Here is a 16,741-nt window from a genome sequence, read left to right as displayed (position 1 = left end):
GGCATTCCTCTCACCAGGCCACGGGCAGGGTCTCGATGGCGACGTCCATGCCCTGCGCGCTCCACCGCACCTCGTCGAGCGGGACAGCAAGGTGCAGGCCGGGTAGCCCAGTGAGCAGCGTGTCGAGCGCGACGGCGAGTTCCATGCGGGCGAGGGCGGCGCCGAGGCAGTGGTGGATGCCGTGGCCGAACCCGAGGTGCGGCACGCGGTCCGCCGCCGGATCGAACTGGTCCGGCGCGTGGTAGATGGACGGGTCACGGTTCGCGCCGGACCGGGAGGCGATCACCGTCTCCCCGGCTTCGATCCGCACCCCGCACAGGTCCAGATCGGACCGAGCGACCCGGTTGACGCCGATCTCCTCGTCCTGCAGCCGCAGCAGCTCCTCGACGGCGCGTCCGGTGTGGACGGTGCCCGCACGCAGCGCGGCGAGAGCGCTGGGCGTGGTGAGCAGGCGCAGCATCCCGTGCGCGATGGCCGATGCCGTGGTTACGTAGCCAGCCATCAGGAGGCCGAGTGCCATTGCGGCGATTTCCAGCCGGTTCAGGCCGTCTGGCTCGCGGATCAAGTCGCTGAGCAGGTCGGGCCCGTCCGGTTTGGCGTCGACCAGGTCCACGATGAAGTGCTGCAGGTCGGTGAAGGCTGCGGCGCAGTCGCCTGCCGCGTCGGCCGGGCGCAGCACGATGTCGGCCCAGCCGCGGAACCGGGCCCGGTCCGGCTCCGGGATGCCGAGCAGCTCTGCGGTAATCGCGATCGGCAGCGGAAACGCGAACTCCGCCTGCAGGTCGAGCACCGGACCGTGCTCGCGCATCGTCGCGACCAGGTCGGCGGCGATCACCCTGGCCCGCTCCCCCAGTTCGGCGACCCGGCGGGCGGTGAACGCGCGGGCGACGCTGCGCCGCAGCCGGGTGTGCTCCGGCGGGTTGTGCAGGAACATGAAGCCGGTGGTGAGATCGTCCGCGCCCGTCGGCAACGCGCCGGGGTACCCGGTGCCGAACGCGGGAGAGGACAGCAGTTCGCGCACCTCGGTGTGCCGGGTCACCAGCCACGCCGCACCGGCCGCGGTGCGCACCCGGTGGATCGGCCCGGCTGCCCGCAGCCGCGCGAGTTCGGGCGACGGGTCCAGTGCGGACGTCCTTGCGAACGGGTAGGCCAGCAGCGTTTCCTGGTAAGTCGTCATCGCGCGCTCCTTCAGGCCAATGCGTGTTCGACGGCGTCGGCGAACTCCGCGCCGGGGCGACCGCCGGTGATCCGGGCCCGCAGCCCGGCGACCCGGTCGGCCAGCAGCGGGTCGGCCGCGACGGTCCGCAGCTGCTCCGCGACGGTCGCCGGGGTGAACGGTTCCCGCAGCCGCACGCCGACGCCGAGGGCCTCGACCTGGTCGGCCACGGCGCGCTGCTCGCCGATCTGCGGCGCGATGACCACCGGCACCCCGTGGGCCAGCGCTTCGACGGTGCTGGTCAGCCCGCCGTGGGAGACCAGCACCGCGGCGTTGCGCAGGGTGTCGATCATCGGCAGCCGCCCGCGCAGCATGACCTTGTCGGACACCGGCCCGATGTCCGACCGAGACAGGGTCGGCCCGACGGCGACCGCGGCACGCCAGCCGAGCTGGTCGACGCCTGCGACACAGGTGCGGAAGAACGCGGTGTTGCCGGTGAAGACGGTCCCCAGTGACACGGCGGCCAGCGGGCCGTCGCCCCGCAGCCAGGGCAGGTCGGCCGACTCCTCCGGCGGCCGGATGCACGGCCGGACGAAGGTGAACCGCTCGTCGAAGGTGTCCCCGCGCGGCTGAAGTTCGCGCGGATAGAGGGCGATGTTGTGGTCGGCCTCGTTGCTGAAGAACCGCTCCGGCGACACCGACGGCCGTGCCGACAGGCCGACATCGGCGATGAAGTCGGCGACGTCGGACAGGAACCCGGCGGTCGACTCGGCATCGTCGGTGCGCGACGCGTAGTCGGTGTGCAGGGAGAACTCGCTGTTGGACGCGAACACCGGCCACACCCGCACGAGCGGCAGCCCGGTGGCCTCGGCGAGCAGCCAGCCTGCCATCGACAGCACGTCCGCGACGATGACGTCGGGCCGCCGCACAGCGGCCAGCGCCGCATACGCGGCCCGCGCCTCGGCGAGCAGCAGCGGCAGAACCCGGCCCATGTCGGCAAGGTCGACGGGGTCGTCGGGCATGTCCATCGGCGAGTCGTATCCGACCGGTTCGGCGCAGCGGGCTATCTCCGCGGCGAAGCTCGCCGAGGCGAGCATTTGGACCCGGTGGCCACGCCCGCCCAGTTCGGCGAGCCCGGGCAGCACCGGGTAGGTGTGCCCCCACGCCGGGATCGACGCGTACAGCACGTTCATCCGGAGCCTCCTTCGATCGCGATGAGCAGCCGCTCGGGGAACCGGTCGCCGAGCATGTTCACCCGCCACGGCACGTCGTCCCAGTCCTCGATCATGCGGGCGCGCAGCCCCGATTCGACGATCGCGGCGACGGCGCAGCGCAGCTCCATCCGGGCGAGGTTGGCGCCGAGGCACCGGTGGATGCCGAACCCGAACGCGAGGTGCCTGCCGAGCCCGGTGCGGTACGGATCGAACGTGTCGGCGTCGGCGAACAGCTCCTCATCCCGGTTCGCCGCGACCAGGGGCGCCACCACCCGGTCGCCCTTGCCGATGACTGTCCCGCCGACCCGCACCTCGCACGTGGCGAAGCGGGGCATCGACTCGCCATTGTCGCCGGACTGGACCCGCAGCACCTCCTCGACGAACCGGTTCGCCAGCTCGGTGTCACCGGCGCGCAGGCGCGCGAGCCAGCCTTCTTCGAGCAGGTGCCGGAAAGCGACCGCGATGGCGTTGGCGGTACTGACGTACCCGGCGACCGGCAGCCCGAGCACCATCGTGACCAACTCGACGTCGGTGATCGATGAGTCGGCGGCCTGGGCGCGGATGAGGTGGGCGACGAGATCGTCCTCGGGCCCCGGCCGGGCACGCCGCGCGGCGACCAGCGCCAGCACGTAGTCGTTGAACCGGCGCCACCCGGCGCGTGCCACCGCGCCCTGCGCCTCGGACAGCGGCACGAGCAGCTGGTCGGACAGCTGTTGCGCCATCGGCCGGTCCGGTTCGGGGATGCCGACGATACCGGCGATCACGTTCATGGTGAGCGGCTTGGCGAACCCGGACATGACGTCCACCGGCTCGGTCGCCCGCATCATCGTGGCGAGCAAGCCGTCCGCCTTGGCGCGGATGGCAGGCGCGTACCTGCCGACCTGGCTGACGGCGAACGGCGCGGCGACGAGACCACGCAGCCGGGTGTGCTCGGGCGGGTCCTGGAAGATGGACTCGTTCGCCTCGGCCGTGCCGTGGCCGCGTTCGACGTCGAGGGGCGACACGCTGAACGCCGGGTTCGCCAGGACCGCTCGGACGTCGTCGTAGCGGGTCACGAGCCAGGTGCCGCCGCCATCCGGGGTCGCGGTCCGCGACACCGGGCAGCCAGCGCGCAGCGCGTGCCAGTCGCGGTCGAGGTCGGCAGGCCGGAACCGTTCGACCGGAGGTGGTTCACGTGACGTCACAGCGCCTCCCGGCTTCCAGTGGCAGGGTCACCGGACCCCGCACGAGCATCCCGGTCTTCCACCGCGGCTCCGGCGGGCCGAGCCGCATCTCGGGCAGGGCGGCGACGAGCACACCGAGGGCGACGCGCAGCTCCAGCCGGGCCAGCGGCGCACCGAGGCAGAAATGCGCACCGAAGCCGAACCCGAGGTGCGGGTTGGGGTCGCGGGCCAGGTCGAGCGCTTGCGGGTCGGCGAACACCCGGGGATCCCGGTTGGCCGCGACCGTCGCCGCGACCACCGCCGCGCCCGCCGGGATGCGGGTTCCGCTGAGCACGACGTCGACCTTGGTGTAGCGCGGCGACGCGCCGTTGGCCTCCAGCGGCGCGAACCGCAGCAGCTCCTCGACGGCGGTGTCGACCAGTTCCGGCTTGGCGACGAGTTCCTCCCACCGGTCCCGCCGGGACAGCAGCAGGTAGAGAAAGTTCGGCAGCTGCGTCGAGGTGGTCTCGTATCCCGCGACGAGCGCGGCCATCACGATGACCACGAGTTCCTCGTCCCGCACTCCGCGCTCGTCGGCGGCGAGCATGGCCGAGATCAGGTCGGCCGCGGGCTCCACTCGACGGCGTGCGATGAGGTCGGCGATGTACTCCCACATCCGCCCGGTCGCGTCGAGGCGCTCCGCCTCGGTGATGGCGGTCGTGGCGAGGCCTGCCTCCGCCCAGCCGCGGAACCGGTCGCTGTCGGCGTAGGGGACACCGAGCAGCTCGCAGATCATCCGCAGCGTATACGGGACCGCGAGGTCGGCGACGGCGTCGAAGGTCCCGCTCGCCGCCGCGGCGTCGACCAGCTCGACCGCGAGTGCGGTGGCGCGCTCGCGCAGCTGGGCGACCGTGCGGGCGGTGAACGCGTGCAGGCAGGTCGCGCGCAGCCGGGTGTGCTCGGGCGGGTCCATCGCGACGATGCCGCCCGCGAAGTTGACCTCGGTGACCCGGGGGACGTCGCGGCGCAGCGACTCGGCCCGGGAGAATCGCGGGTCGGCGAGGACGGTCCGCGCGTCGGCGTGCCGGGTGACGAGCCAGGCCGGTTCGCCGTAGGGGAACCGCACCAGGCAGACCGGCTCGTCGCGTTGCAGCCGGAGGTACTCCGGTTCGAGGTCCAGGCGCGGTGCCTGCGGGAACGGGAACGTGTGCACGGCTCAGCCACCCCCGTCGAGCAGGTGGTTCGCCACGACCCTGGCGGCCGCTCCGCGGTGCGGCAGCAGCATGGGGCCTTTGAGCCGGACCCGCTCCGCCGTGCGCCGGTCCGGAGCCAGTCGCACCGAGCGCAGCACGGCCGCGACCACGGTACGCATCTCGACCAGCGCGAGCGACGCGCCGAGACAGTGGTGCGCGCCCGCGCCGAACGGCAGGAAGTCGGGGCCGGGCACCGGTCGTCGGTCGAGGTCGTAGCGGTCCGGTTCGGGATGGACCCGCGGCGAGCGGTGCAGGAGCCCGATGGAGACGGCGAACAGCGTGCCCGCGGGCACCGTGTAGCCGTCGGCGTGCCACGGCCGCACCGCGACCCGGCCCACGTCCAATGTGGTCGGTCGCACGCGGACGGCCTCGTGCACGGCGGCGTCGAGCACGACCCGGTCGCCCCGGTGGGTTGCCTCGGTGACCGCGCCCAGCGCGTCCGGGCAGCGCAGCACCCGCTCGAAGAACCAGGCGAGCTGGGTGGCGGTGGTCTCCTGGCCGACGGCGAGCAGCGTGACGAGGTGGTCGCGGATCTCGGCGTCGGTCACCGGTTGGTCGCCTGCCAGCAGCGCCGACACGACGTCGGGACCGGGCCGGGGCGAAGCCCTGCGCTCGGCCAGTTCCGCGCGGATGATCCCGTCCACCTCGGTGATCAGCGCCTGTAGCCGCGACCACGGGCCGTGCCCACCGAATCGCCTGCGAGCGGCGGGCACGAGGAGCACCAGCGGGTTGATGTCGAGCAGCCGGGGCACGAGCACCCGCAGCCGGTCGAGCCTGCTGGAGTCGGTGATGCCGAAGACGGCCCGCATCATCACCTCCAGGGTGATCCGCTGGAAGCAGTCGAGCAGCCGCACAGTCGAGCCGACCCGCCAGCCGCGGACTTCGCGCGCCACGATCGACTCCATGAGTGCCACGTAGTGCGCCACGTTCGCGCCGTGCAACGGTCCCTTAAGGACCTTTCGGCGCGCGGTGTGTGTCGCACCGGTAGACAGCAGCAGCGAGTGCCTGCCGACGATGAATCCGATGGCGTCGTTGGCGCCTGCCGCGTCGAAGCGGTCCGCCTCGGTCCGCAGCACCCTGCGGACCGTGTCCGGTGCGCAGACGTGCACGACCGGCCCGAATCCGACGATGCGCGCGGTGAACAGCGGCCCGTACCGGCGCAGGCAGAACTGTCCGAACGCGACCGGCGCGAGCGCCCACAGGAGCGTTTGGACAGCGGCGGGCCACGGCGGACCCGGTGGCATGGTGCCTGAGTGCTCGTCGCGCAGCGGTGCCCGGGTCATCGGGCGCCGCTGCGGTCGGTGACCCGCAGGAAGCGGCCGAGGGCACGCAGGGCGAACGTGTGCGCGATGAGGTCGTCGGTGTAGCAGAGGTCGTCGAAATACAGGCCGACGTTGCTGGGCCGCCAGGTGCCGAGGTCGTCCTGCCGGTCGACCAGCCAGTCGACCGCGCGCAGGACGGCGGGGTCGGCGGGGTCGTGCCCGGCGTGCAGCAGGGCGAACAGAGCCCACGCGGTCTCCTCGGCCGTCGTGCCCTCCGGCGGCAGTTCGTGGTGGCGCGGCCAGCCGCCGTCGTCGGCCTGCTCGGCGACCAACCGGCGGTGGGCGGCGCGGGCGGCGGGGGAAGCGCCGTGCCGGGTGGCGGTGAACGCCTCAAGCAGCCGGGAGGTGCCGTGGGTGCTGTCCCTGAACCACACCGACGCGATCGAACCGTCTGCCTGCCGGTGGTTGTCCAGATAGGACAGTCCCCGGGCGATCGCGGAACCCGGTGCCCGGGACACCCCGAAGCGGTGCAGGGCGAGGATGGCGTGCGCGGTGACCCCGGCACACGGCCGGTCGTTCATGATCGCGCTGTTGCGCACCCACTCCGACCACGAGCCGTCCCGGTTCTGCATACGCAGCAGCCACCGGATGCCGAGTTCGACGGCTGGGTGGCCGCGCGGTACGCCGAGATCGGCGAGCACTCCAAGCACGACGGCGGTGTCCTCGGTCTCCGGCCAGCCCGACGGGTTCGCCCACGCCCAGCCGCCCGCGGGCAGGCCGAGCGGGGTGAACGGCCGGTTCCACTGGGCGTCCAGCAGCCAGTCGCGGGTACGGTGCAGCTGCGGTTCGGCGGCGACGTCACTGAACTCGGTGAGGGCCATGACCGCGTAGGCCGTCACCGAGATCTCCAGATCGCGGTCGATGGCCCACGACCCGTCGGTCCGCTGGGTGCTGAGCAGGTAGCGCGACGACGCCAGTTGCAGGTCGCGTCCGACGCCCGCGGCGTGCAGGCCCAGGTAGACGAACCCGGCGATCATCGGGCACTCCTCGATGCCGCCATTGGCGCCGGACACCTCGCGCAGCCAGTCCAGCGCCTTCGGTCGCGCGATCCGGCTGGTCAGCCTGCGCAACGGGCCACGCGGCAGCGTGCGGGCCTGCATGACGCCCAGGGCGAGGATCACCGGCAGCGCGATGGACACCTTGTTGCGCAGCCGGGACGGCAGCAGCACCGCCTCGACCGGCTGGTCGGGCTGTTCGCGCGGGTCTCGCAGTCCGACCAGACCCCAGATCGTGGGCAGCGCGGCGGGCCATGTCTTGGGTGCTTGGCCGCGCAGGCCGGGGATGACGTTCTCGGCGTCGTTGGCGTCGAGGAACGCCCAGCCGCGCTCCAGCGCGCCACGAGAGGCGTCCGGGTCGATCTCGTGCAGGGCGGCGATGGCGAACGCGCTCATGCCGGGGCTGCTCGGGGGCTCCGCGTCGGCCATGCTCCAGCCGCCGTCGGCCCGCTGGTTGGCGTTCAGCCATCCGACGGCGGCGGCGATCCGGTCACGGTGCCCGGCCGGGTCGGCGCGGTGCAGCGACAACGCGCCGAGCGCGGTGGCGACGGTCGAGGAGGACAGCCGGTCCACCCAGGACCCGTTCTCTCGCTGCCGGTCCCACAGGTGGGCGAGCCCCCGGCTTGCCGCCTTCTCAGCCCGGCTCCGCACTGCGATGAGATCCACGCATGCCTCCCGTTCAGGTGTGGACGGCCCGACCGTAGCCACGGGCCGCGCCGTTCGACGGTGCCGCGGCCAAGCCCCTGGCGAGCATCACCGCGGCGATCGTGCGGTCGAGCCCGACGCCGAGCGGGACGGCAGGCCGGAAGCCGAGCCGGGTGCGCAACAGGCCTGCGTCGCAGTGCTGCCGGTCCAGCGCCCTGGCAGGCGGGCCCGCGACGACGGTGTAGCCGTTGGCGGCGATCGCCGCCGCGCGGTCCGGGTCAGCGGGCAGGCAGGCCGCGCTGCTGCGCGCGACGATCTCCTCGACCAGCGCGCGGGTGGTGCGGTGCGCCGTCGCGGCCATGTTGAACACCTCGCCGTCGGCGCGGGCGTCGAACCCGACGGCGACCAGCGCGCGCACCACGTCATCGATGAACACGTAGTCGCGGCCGTGGCCGAGCGACCCCGCGTAGAGCAGCGGCGGCAGCGGCCCGCGGGGATCGAAGATCCGGTCGAGCGACCGGGGCACCACCCGGCTCGCCGTGTGCGGGTCACCGGGGCCGAAGACGTTGCACAGCCGCAGGATCGCCACCGGGAGGCCGAGTTCGGTGCGGTAGAGCTGGGTGATCGTGTCAGCCGACTGCTTGCCGACGTCGTAGACGCCGCGCGCGGCGAGGGGTGAGCTCTCGGTGTAGGCGTCGGTGCGCAGTTCGCCGTAGACCTTGTCGGTCGACGCGAGCACGAACCTGGCCCCGCCGCCCACCGACCGGGTCGCCTCCAACATGGCGACGGTGCCGCAGACGTTGGTGCGCAACGAGCCCAGCGGGTCGGCGAACGCGGCGTCGATCGTGGCCGCCGCGGCGAGGTGGTAGACGACGGCGGGCCGCACCGACCGCACGAGGTCGCGGCAGCCGTCGGCGTCGGTGACGTCCAGCGGCACCGCGCGCACCCTCGGACCGGCGCTGGTCCAGCCGACCCGGTCGGCGACGACCACCGGCAGCCCGCGCGCGGCGAGGTGGCCCGCGAGGTGTGTGCCGATGAACCCGCTGCCGCCGGTGATCAGGACCGGGTCGCCGCGCCGGGGCACGGCGTCTCCCCGACTGTGCCGACATCTCCGCCCGCGTCCGGGTGGGCGCGCGGCCTGGGCACCACCGGATCACCGGCCAGCCCGGCGAGCCGGTCGCCGAAGCGGCCCCAGAACTCCGCGTTGTGCCGGGCCAGGGCCGCGACAGTGCCCGCGCAGTGCGGCGGGAGGCCGCCGAGGACGGCGTTCGCGGCGCCCGCGTCCATGACGTGTGCGCCGAGCCAGCGCAGCAGGGCGCGGCCGCTCTCGGTGAACCGCAGCGCCGGGTCGTTGCGCAGCACGCCGAGTACCGCGACCGGGTCGATATCGCGCTCCGACGCACGGTCGGCGTCCGGCCGCCGCGTCGTCGTACGGCCTGCAGGCAACGGGTCGGAGCCCGCACGCAGCCGGTTGCGGACGTCGAGCGCGGTCGACGGGGAGATCCCGGCGGCGCCCGCGATCTCCCGCAGCGACCGGCCGGGGTCCGCGCGCATGATCTCGGCGGCGAGCAGTCGCCCGCCCGCGCTGTCGACCGGTCTGCTCCTGCCGTCCCTGCCGACCCTCCTGTTCGACTGTCCATGCTGGATGGTCGAACACCGGCGGATCTCGCCGACAGTGGTCGCGGCGAGCCCGGTGACGCCTGCGATCCAGCGGTCCGAACGGGTGTGGTGGGTGGTGAGGATGCGGGCCACCGCCGCCTTGCGGTCCGCTGTGGACAGCGGCAGGCCCGCGGCCGTGTTCGCGTCGACGGCCAGCACGAACGCGTCGTCGGGGTGGCCGTCGAACCAGCGCACCTCGACGTGGGTGCGGGCCAGCAGCGCCTGGGCCCGCAGCCGGTGCATGCCGTCGATCACTCGCATGGTCTGCCGGTGCACCACGATCGGGGGCAACGGCAGCTCGGACGCCGCCAGTGCGCGGACGTGGTCGAGGTTCTCGCCTGCCAACCGCGGTGACTCGCCCGCCCGCAGCGCGGTGGTCGGGACCAGCTCGACTGTGCCGGTGGCGTGCCGGAGTGGCGGCTCGCGGTAACTGTTGGGCCCGCGCGGCTCGTCGGTGAGCGACATGGTGCTCCTCGGTAGTCGTGTCCCGAGCAGTCTCACCGGAGCGGTGCATATGGAGACGCACACGCTCCGCATATAGTCGGTTACATGAAGCCACAGGTGGTGGAGTTCCGGGTGCTCGGACCGGTCGAGATGCGGGTGGCCGACAAGCCGGTGCCGTTGGGCGGCCCTCGCCAGCGCGCCGTGCTCGGCGCGCTGCTGCTGCACGCCAACGCCGCGGTGGGCGTCCGGACGCTGCTGCGTCTGGTGTGGACGGAAACCCCGAGCTCGGCCAGCTCGAACCTCCGCACCTACCTGGCCCGGCTGCGGCGTGCGTTGCACCTGCCAGGCGAACCGGAGTCCCGGCTGCGCACCGGCGCCGACGGCTACGCGTTGACCGTGCGGCCGGGCGAACTCGACCTCGCCGACTTCACCGCGCACGCGGCGGCGGGCGAGCGCGCCGACGATGCCGAGGTGGCAGGCACCCACCTCGCCCGCGCGCTCGCGGTGTGGCGTGGGCCCGCGCTCGCCGACGTCGCCATCGGCCCGCTGCTCGACGCCGAGGTCACCCGGCTCGAAGCGCGCCGGGAGTACGTCCGCGAGCGGCTACTGCGGGCTCGGCTCGAGCTCGGCGAGCACACCGAGCTGGTGCCCGAACTGCGGGCGCTGCTCGTGCACGACCCGCTCGCCGAGGACCGGGCGGCCCTGCTCATGCTCGCCCTGCACCGGTGCGGCAGGCGGGCCGAGGCACTGGAGGTCTATCGGAGCACGCGGGCCGCGCTGGTCGCCACGACCGGCATCGAGCCCGGCCCCGAGCTGCGTGAGCTGCACGTGCGGCTGCTGGCCGACGACCGGGTGGCCGCGACCGCGCCCGCCCCGCCGCCCGCCCAGCTGCCCGCCGACCCGGATCTGTTCGTCGGGCGGGCGACCGAACTCTCCGATCTCGCCGCGGATCACCGGGTCGTCGTGGTCGACGGCATGGCAGGGGTCGGCAAGACCACGCTGGTGGTGCGCGCGGCGCACCGGCTCGCGCCGGACCACCCGGACGGCCTGCTGTACCTCGACCTGCGCGGCTCGACCCCGGATACGCCCCCGCTGACGGCGGCCGACGCGCTGGCCCGGCTGCTGCGCTCACTCGACGTGCCCGCGGCGGCGATCCCGACGGACACTGAGTCGCGCGCCGCGCTATGGCGGTCGACGGTGGCGGGCAAGCGGGTGCTCGTCGTGCTCGACGACGCACACCGCGCCGACCAAGTCGAGCCGCTGCTGCCCGGGGTGGGCGCGAGCCGCGTGCTGATCACCTGCAGGCGCAGGCTTCCCCTGCTCGGGCACGCGTATCCGCTGTCGGTCGACGTGCCGCCCCGCCACGACGCCGCGACCCTCTTCGCCGCGGTGAGCGGGCGGCACGCCGAGCCTGACGCGCAGGTGGCCGCTGTCGTCGAGCTGTGCGGCAGGCTGCCGCTCGCGGTGCGGGCAGCGGCCGATCGGCTGCGCGACCGTCCCACCTGGCCGATCGGGTACCTGGTGGGCAGGCTCGCCGACGAGCGCAGGCTGATCGCCGAGCTGGACTCGTGTGCGCCGACGCTGGCCACCGCGCTGACGACGTCCCGGGCGGCGCTGCGCGACGATCAGCGCCGAATGCTCGACCTGCTGGGCCTGTACCTGGGCACCGACGTGCGGCCGCCTGCCGTGGCGGCGCTCGCCGAGACGAGCGTCCGGACGGCCGACCGGCTGCTTGAGGATCTCGTCGACGCCCGGCTGCTGCACCAGACCGCGCCGGGGCACTACCAGCTGCACGCCCTGGTCCGGGCCTACGTCAGAGGCAGGGCCCGCAGCCTGGACCGCGCGTCGCTGCGCCGTGCTCTGCACCGCCTGCTCGACCACTACCTCGCGCAGGCGGGCTGACCGCCCGCGTCGGCGCGAACCGTTCTCTTCGCCGAATCGGTCAGGCCCAAGATCAGCGGGATGGGCGCGCGCGGTCCCGGTCGCGACGTTATGGTCCAAAGCGGACCTTCATGGAAGCCTGCCGTAACGAGGAGTCGACTCAGCGTGAGCGGAATCGACGTCAGGAGTTACTCATGAGCGATGGCACGCCCGCCTACCCATTCCGCCTTCCTGATGCGCTCAGCCCGCCCTCGGAATGGGCGGATCTGCGGGCCAAGGAACCCGTGGCGCCGGTGCGGTTGCCCAGCGGGGACAGGGCGCTGCTGCTCACCCGGTACGACGACGTCCGGCGGGTGCTCTCCGACCCCCGGTTCACCCGGCACTCCGACGCCGACGACGCCGCGCGGGTCACCGCGAACGAGGCGGGCGGGGTCTTCGGCGAGAAGCTGACGGAGGACGCCCTGCACCAGCGCTGGCGGCAGGTCATCAGCAGGGCGTTCACGGCGAAACGTGTGCAGGCCATGCAGCCGCGCATCGAGGAGATGGCGGAGTCGCTGGTCACCGCGATGATCGAGCGTGGAGCACCGGCGGACCTGATGGCGGAACTGGGGTTTCCGTTGCCGAGATCAGTGATCTGCGACCAGCTCGGGGTGCCTGACCCCGACCGGGATCGGTTCGGGCACTGGTCGGACACCCTGCTCAGCATGACGCGGTTCACTCAGGCGGAGATCGATGCCGCGCAGGCGGAGTTCGGTGCCTACTTCGCCGCGCACATCGCCGCCAAACGTGCCAACCCGGGCGACGACCTGATCAGCGAGTTCATCCGGTTCACCGACGAGTTCGACGGGCAACTCTCCGAAGCGATCATCATCGGCACCAGCCAGGGCCTGCTGGTCGCCGGGTACGAGACGACGGCGAGCATGATCGGCAAGATGGTCGCGCTGCTGCTCGCCGAGCCGGACCGGTGGGCGCAGTTGCGTGCCGATCCCGGGCTGGTGCGCACCGCCGTCGAGGAGGTGCTGCGCTTCGACGCCAACCCGGGCTTCGGGATGCCACGCTACCTCTCCGCCGAGGTCGAGGTCGCCGATCGCGCGCTGCCCAGTGGCACGACAGTCGTGTGCAGCCTGGCCGCGGCCAACCGGGACGACCGCACGTTCGCCGACGGCGACCGCATGGACCTGGGCCGCACCCCGAATCCGCACCTTGCGTTCGGCGTCGGACCCCACGCTTGTGTCGGCCAGGCTCTCGCCCGCATAGAGCTTCAGACCGTGTTGCAGGTGCTGCTCCGCAGGCTTCCGACGCTCGAACTCGCCGAGCCGCCTGCGGCCTTGGCGACCCGGGACGGCCTGGTCGTCGGGGGGCTTGCGCGGGTGCTCGTGCGGTGGTGACGGCTACGGATTCGCGTAAATGGGACGGGGTGGCGTACCCAGTGCGGTCGACCACGTCGCGCGGCGCCCTTGGGTAGGTACATGGCCCAGACGTCGACACGTACGTCTCCCGTGGACGGGATGATTGGTGACGGAGACGTAGGTGTCGACGCGGGCGAAATGGTCTGGGCAGGCTCCACAATGGGTTGAATCAAGGTCGCCGACATATCCCTGAAATGGGCAGTACCCGCCACGCCGGCGTATTTCACCGGCACCTCGAACGTCCTTACCCAACCCTCCGAGCACCCACCCCAGACCTGCGCGTCACTCCGGCTAGCGGCGGGCAGCCGTCCGGCGCGACGTCTCGAGGTGTTCATTGATGCCACTGACGAATTCGCTCCTCGAAATCACCTGGTCCCCGTCGCGGTCGAGCACTTCAAGGCTGTAAGCCGCGTCGGACGGGTCGATTTGCCAGACGCCCCGGAGGTAGTTCGCCAGTTCGTCCTTGCTGATCTCGCCGTCACCGTTGGTGTCGATAAGGTCGAAGATCACGTGGCCGCCGACCTCAGCGACGTTGAGCCTGCTGCTATCGGTGGTGGCGAGACGGGTCGCGGCGACGAACTGGTTCCTCGACAGGCGATCCCCCTCGACGCCCGCGTATCGCAGCAGCTCCAGCCAGTGCAACTGGTAGAACGCCCGGAGTGCCCTGGCCCGACGGTCGTTCTCGCTGACGCGTGCCGTCTGCAGGTAGCGGCCGATGAGGGTCTCGTAGTCCGACCAGTCGAGGTGGTCGTCGTGGTTGAGGTCCAGTTTTTCGAACTCCGATTCGATCTTCCTGTCGACGGGATCCGCCGTTTTGCCAGCCATTTTCATAACCTCCGTGGGGTCGTCGCCGATAGATCGGCAAATAACAGGTTTACAAGTCTCCGAGAATTGGCACAATAGGAGTCATTCGTCAGCACACGACGTTCACTCGATGGTGTTCGCCTCTCGAAGCGCGTGGAGAGGCCCGCCAAAACAGTGGTTGGACGTGCTGTCACCGCATCTGGCTGGCGTGGTCGTCGAGGGGATCGAGCGGGCAGACTCGCGTTGGTCGGGCAAGCCATGACACGGGGCGACCACCGCGTCGTGATCTTTCATTCTGTTGATCACGGAAAAGTGGTTGGAACGACTCACCCATCCGAATCTGGACCAGTCCCCGTTGCCTGACGAGTCACTCGATCATCTGGACGGCGCCGCCTGCCAGTGTGTTGTGCCCAAGTGGCGTCAGCGTGTGCCGGACCGCGCGGCCCTGCCGCGACGTTGTGATCAGCCGGGCCCGGCGCAGCACCGACGCGTGCTCCGACGCCGAGGCCAGGCTGATGGCGAGCCGCTCGGACAGCTCGCTGGTCGTGGCTCCCCCGTTGATCGCGCGCAACGCCGCCGCCCGGGTTCGGCCCAGCAGGTCGGCCAGCGGATCACCGCACGCAGGCTCCGCCGAGCCGAGGCGAAGCGCGCCGCGCGCCGGGTAGGTGATGAAGCACGGCCCGTCCGGCTCGATCAGCACGTACGGCCGCCGCCACATGAACACCGACGGAACCAGCCGGACCTGACGGCCGCCGGGCGACGCCTCGCGGTCCGGTCCTCCGTCGATCTCCAGGACCGGGCTGCGCCAGCGCATCGCCGGATGCAGCGACTCCAGCAGGCCGCCGATGCCCTGCGCGGCCAGCACCGACGCGCGATAGGCCAGGTCGTCGGAGATCACCGCGCGCACCAACGGCAGCTCATCGGCGAACGCGTGGTGGTAGCGCCGCAGCGCGTCGCCGACCGTGGCCCGCGCCTCCCGGTCGCCGGAGGCCAGCAGCCGAGTGAACCGGGACGGGCGGACGCCCGCCTCGATCAGGTCGAAGGCGATCTCGGCGGCGGACAGCGCGGAAAGGTGCTCGACCACGTCGGCCGGATCGTCGGTGCGGACGGTCAGGAAGTCTGGCGCCGGGGAGGCGGGGGGCACCAGGTCGAGCAACGGCCGCATCCGGTCGTCCACCCGTGTCCGGAACCGGCGGCGCCACCCGTCGAACGCGAGCGGCGGGCGGGTGGTCAGCAGCGCGCCACTGCAGACGGCCTCGATCGTGGCCGCGACACCGGACGTCGAGAGCGTCGTGCGGGCCAGCTCGTCGAGGTCGAACCGCAGCCGGAGCATTGCGCGAGATCCTCGCAGGTTTCGCCAGTGCCCGAAAGGATGGCGGCGGTGCCGGGCAGCGCTCCAGACTCGCCGCCATGCGCCGGATCTTCCTGCTACTCGCCACCCTTCTCCTCGCCGTGGCCGGACTCGCCGGTCCCGCCTCCGCCGCCTCCTCCCGAAGGATCGAGGGCACGATCGGGACCACGCCGTTCGTGATCGAGGTGCCGTCGAGGTGGAACGGCACGGTGCTGCTCTGGAGCCACGGCTACCTCGCCACGCCCGGCGCCCCGAAACCCGCGCCGGAGGTCGACAACGACCACCCGGCATTACGGGCGTGGCTCCTCGACCGGGGGTACGCGATGGCAGGCACGCAGTTCGCCATGACGCCGTACACCAGCTCCACGATCGTGCGCGACCAGCTCGCGGTCCTGGACCGGTTCACGGCGGAAGTGGCGCGCCCGCGCCGTGTCATCGCGTGGGGCAAGTCGCTCGGCGGGCAGGTCACCACCGTGCTCGCCGAGCGGCACCCCTCCCGCATCTCCGGTGCGCTGCCGATGTGCGCGCCGATCGCCGGGTCGGTCTCGCACCACAATGGATTGCTCGACGTGGCGTTCGCGTTGAAGACCCTGCTCTGGGCCGACCAGCCGGTGAAGATCACCGGTAGCACCGACCCGGTGGCCAACCAGGACCTGGCGAACCCGCTGATCCGGGCGACCCTGAACACCCCGGCGAGCCAGGCCCGGCTCGCGCTGGCCGCGTCGTTCGGCGACCTCCCGGCATGGGTCGACTCGCTCGGGCCGCGGCCCGCGGGCGGCGCAGAATCCGCGACCCACCTCTACCTGCTCATGCGCTACCAGATCGGGGCCGCGATGTTCGGCCACGGCCGGACGCAGCTGGAGCACGAACTCGGCGGCAACCCGAGCTGGAACACCGGCGTCGATTACCGCGCCCAGCTCGCGAAGTCCAGCCAGCGCGCGCTGGTGGAGGAGCTGTACACCGCCGCCGGGCTGGACCTGGCCGCCGACCTGGCGACGCTGAACGCCGCGCCGAGGATCGCCGCCGACCCTCGCGCCGTGGCGAAGCTGACCGCCGAGTCGGCGACCACCGGGTTGGTGGCCGTCCCGACGCTGACCCTGCACTCCACTGGCGACGGCACCGACGTCGTCGAGGCGCAGCGGTGGTACGCCGACAACGCGGCCCGGTTCGGCCGGTCCGCGAACCTGCGCCAGGCCTACGTCGAGCGCGCCAACCACTGCTTCTTCACCGCCGCCGAGGAAATCGCCGCGCTCCTCGCGCTGGAACACCGGCTCGACACCGGCGTGTGGGGCGATACCAACGCCGCCCGGCTGACCGCCGTCGCGAACGGCTACGGCGACGAGTACCGCACCATGTGGAGCTACTACGCCGAAGGCACCGCCACCGTGCCCGCCGCGTTCGTCGACCTCCGCCCGGCGAAGCTGCCGCGCCCGTTCCCCTGGTGAAGTCGGTAGCGCGTCGACCAT

13 protein-coding genes are annotated in these 16,741 nt (G+C 72.3%); 3 read left to right on the top strand and 10 right to left on the bottom strand.

All coding sequences use genetic code 11. The features are described from left to right. Positions 1 to 10: 10 nt before the first annotated feature. Genes BN1701_RS32515 through BN1701_RS32480 form a run of 8 tightly spaced genes read right to left on the bottom strand, consistent with a single transcriptional unit; the run spans position 11 to position 9,851 of the window. Positions 11 to 1,177 (bottom strand): cytochrome P450, encoded by a 1,167-nt coding sequence (locus BN1701_RS32515; protein WP_054055187.1) that lies wholly within the window; start codon positions 1,175 to 1,177, stop codon positions 11 to 13. An 11-nt stretch (positions 1,178 to 1,188) separates the two neighbouring features. Next, entirely contained in the window at positions 1,189 to 2,349 is a 1,161-nt protein-coding gene (locus BN1701_RS32510) for a nucleotide disphospho-sugar-binding domain-containing protein (protein WP_054055185.1), read from the bottom strand. Then, positions 2,346 to 3,554, bottom strand: coding sequence for a cytochrome P450 (locus tag BN1701_RS32505; protein ID WP_054055183.1), 1,209 nt, complete (start codon positions 3,552 to 3,554; stop codon positions 2,346 to 2,348). The genes BN1701_RS32510 and BN1701_RS32505 overlap by 4 nt, the downstream gene beginning before the upstream one ends. After that, on the bottom strand, positions 3,541 to 4,725 hold the full coding sequence (locus tag BN1701_RS32500; RefSeq protein ID WP_054055181.1) for a cytochrome P450: 1,185 nt from the start codon (positions 4,723 to 4,725) through the stop codon (positions 3,541 to 3,543). The genes BN1701_RS32505 and BN1701_RS32500 overlap by 14 nt, the downstream gene beginning before the upstream one ends. Before the next feature lie 3 nt (positions 4,726 to 4,728). After that, complete coding sequence (locus BN1701_RS32495) at positions 4,729 to 6,048, bottom strand: cytochrome P450 (RefSeq protein WP_054055180.1); 1,320 nt, start codon at positions 6,046 to 6,048, stop codon at positions 4,729 to 4,731. Beyond that, positions 6,045 to 7,748 carry a prenyltransferase/squalene oxidase repeat-containing protein gene (locus BN1701_RS32490; RefSeq protein WP_172803368.1) on the bottom strand — a complete coding sequence of 568 codons (1,704 nt, stop codon included), beginning with the start codon at positions 7,746 to 7,748 and terminating at the stop codon, positions 6,045 to 6,047. The genes BN1701_RS32495 and BN1701_RS32490 overlap by 4 nt, the downstream gene beginning before the upstream one ends. A 13-nt stretch (positions 7,749 to 7,761) precedes the next feature. Next, entirely contained in the window at positions 7,762 to 8,811 is a 1,050-nt protein-coding gene (locus BN1701_RS32485; RefSeq protein WP_054055177.1) for an NAD(P)-dependent oxidoreductase, read from the bottom strand. After that, on the bottom strand, positions 8,784 to 9,851 hold the full coding sequence (locus tag BN1701_RS32480; protein WP_067520985.1) for a ParB/RepB/Spo0J family partition protein: 1,068 nt from the start codon (positions 9,849 to 9,851) through the stop codon (positions 8,784 to 8,786). Before BN1701_RS32480 ends, BN1701_RS32485 begins: the two co-directional genes overlap by 28 nt. 84 nt (positions 9,852 to 9,935) lie before the next feature. Here BN1701_RS32480 and BN1701_RS32475 point away from each other — a divergent pair, with 84 nt between their 5' ends. Next, complete coding sequence (locus BN1701_RS32475) at positions 9,936 to 11,732, top strand: AfsR/SARP family transcriptional regulator (RefSeq protein ID WP_054055175.1); 1,797 nt, start codon at positions 9,936 to 9,938, stop codon at positions 11,730 to 11,732. A gap of 173 nt (positions 11,733 to 11,905) precedes the next feature. Then, positions 11,906 to 13,099: a cytochrome P450 gene (locus BN1701_RS32470; protein WP_054055173.1), complete on the top strand. Its 1,194-nt coding sequence runs from the start codon at positions 11,906 to 11,908 to the stop codon at positions 13,097 to 13,099. A 312-nt stretch (positions 13,100 to 13,411) separates the two neighbouring features. On the opposite strand, the gene BN1701_RS32465 is transcribed toward BN1701_RS32470, so the two are convergent. Continuing rightward, positions 13,412 to 13,945: an EF-hand domain-containing protein gene (locus BN1701_RS32465; RefSeq protein ID WP_054055171.1), complete on the bottom strand. Its 534-nt coding sequence runs from the start codon at positions 13,943 to 13,945 to the stop codon at positions 13,412 to 13,414. A 346-nt stretch (positions 13,946 to 14,291) separates the two neighbouring features. After that, on the bottom strand, positions 14,292 to 15,257 hold the full coding sequence (locus BN1701_RS32460) for a helix-turn-helix domain-containing protein (protein ID WP_054055168.1): 966 nt from the start codon (positions 15,255 to 15,257) through the stop codon (positions 14,292 to 14,294). A gap of 77 nt (positions 15,258 to 15,334) precedes the next feature. Here BN1701_RS32460 and BN1701_RS32455 point away from each other — a divergent pair, with 77 nt between their 5' ends. Next, on the top strand, positions 15,335 to 16,720 hold the full coding sequence (locus tag BN1701_RS32455; RefSeq protein ID WP_054055166.1) for a S9 family peptidase: 1,386 nt from the start codon (positions 15,335 to 15,337) through the stop codon (positions 16,718 to 16,720). Positions 16,721 to 16,741: the final 21 nt, after the last annotated feature.

Source organism: Alloactinosynnema sp. L-07 (assembly GCF_900070365.1).
Taxonomy (GTDB): Bacteria; Actinomycetota; Actinomycetes; order Mycobacteriales; family Pseudonocardiaceae; genus Actinokineospora.
Note: the sequence above shows the minus strand (reverse complement) of the source record. Positions and strands in the feature narration are given on the sequence as shown.

Coding starts and splice junctions, on each gene's coding strand:
- BN1701_RS32465 (WP_054055171.1), bottom strand. CDS start 13,945: ATGGCTGGCAAAACGGCGGATCCCGTCGACAGGAAGATCGAATCGGAG.
- BN1701_RS32515 (WP_054055187.1), bottom strand. CDS start 1,177: ATGACGACTTACCAGGAAACGCTGCTGGCCTACCCGTTCGCAAGGACG.
- BN1701_RS32495 (WP_054055180.1), bottom strand. CDS start 6,048: ATGACCCGGGCACCGCTGCGCGACGAGCACTCAGGCACCATGCCACCG.
- BN1701_RS32475 (WP_054055175.1), top strand. CDS start 9,936: ATGAAGCCACAGGTGGTGGAGTTCCGGGTGCTCGGACCGGTCGAGATG.
- BN1701_RS32460 (WP_054055168.1), bottom strand. CDS start 15,257: ATGCTCCGGCTGCGGTTCGACCTCGACGAGCTGGCCCGCACGACGCTC.
- BN1701_RS32510 (WP_054055185.1), bottom strand. CDS start 2,349: ATGAACGTGCTGTACGCGTCGATCCCGGCGTGGGGGCACACCTACCCG.
- BN1701_RS32455 (WP_054055166.1), top strand. CDS start 15,335: ATGCGCCGGATCTTCCTGCTACTCGCCACCCTTCTCCTCGCCGTGGCC.
- BN1701_RS32480 (WP_067520985.1), bottom strand. CDS start 9,851: ATGTCGCTCACCGACGAGCCGCGCGGGCCCAACAGTTACCGCGAGCCG.
- BN1701_RS32470 (WP_054055173.1), top strand. CDS start 11,906: ATGAGCGATGGCACGCCCGCCTACCCATTCCGCCTTCCTGATGCGCTC.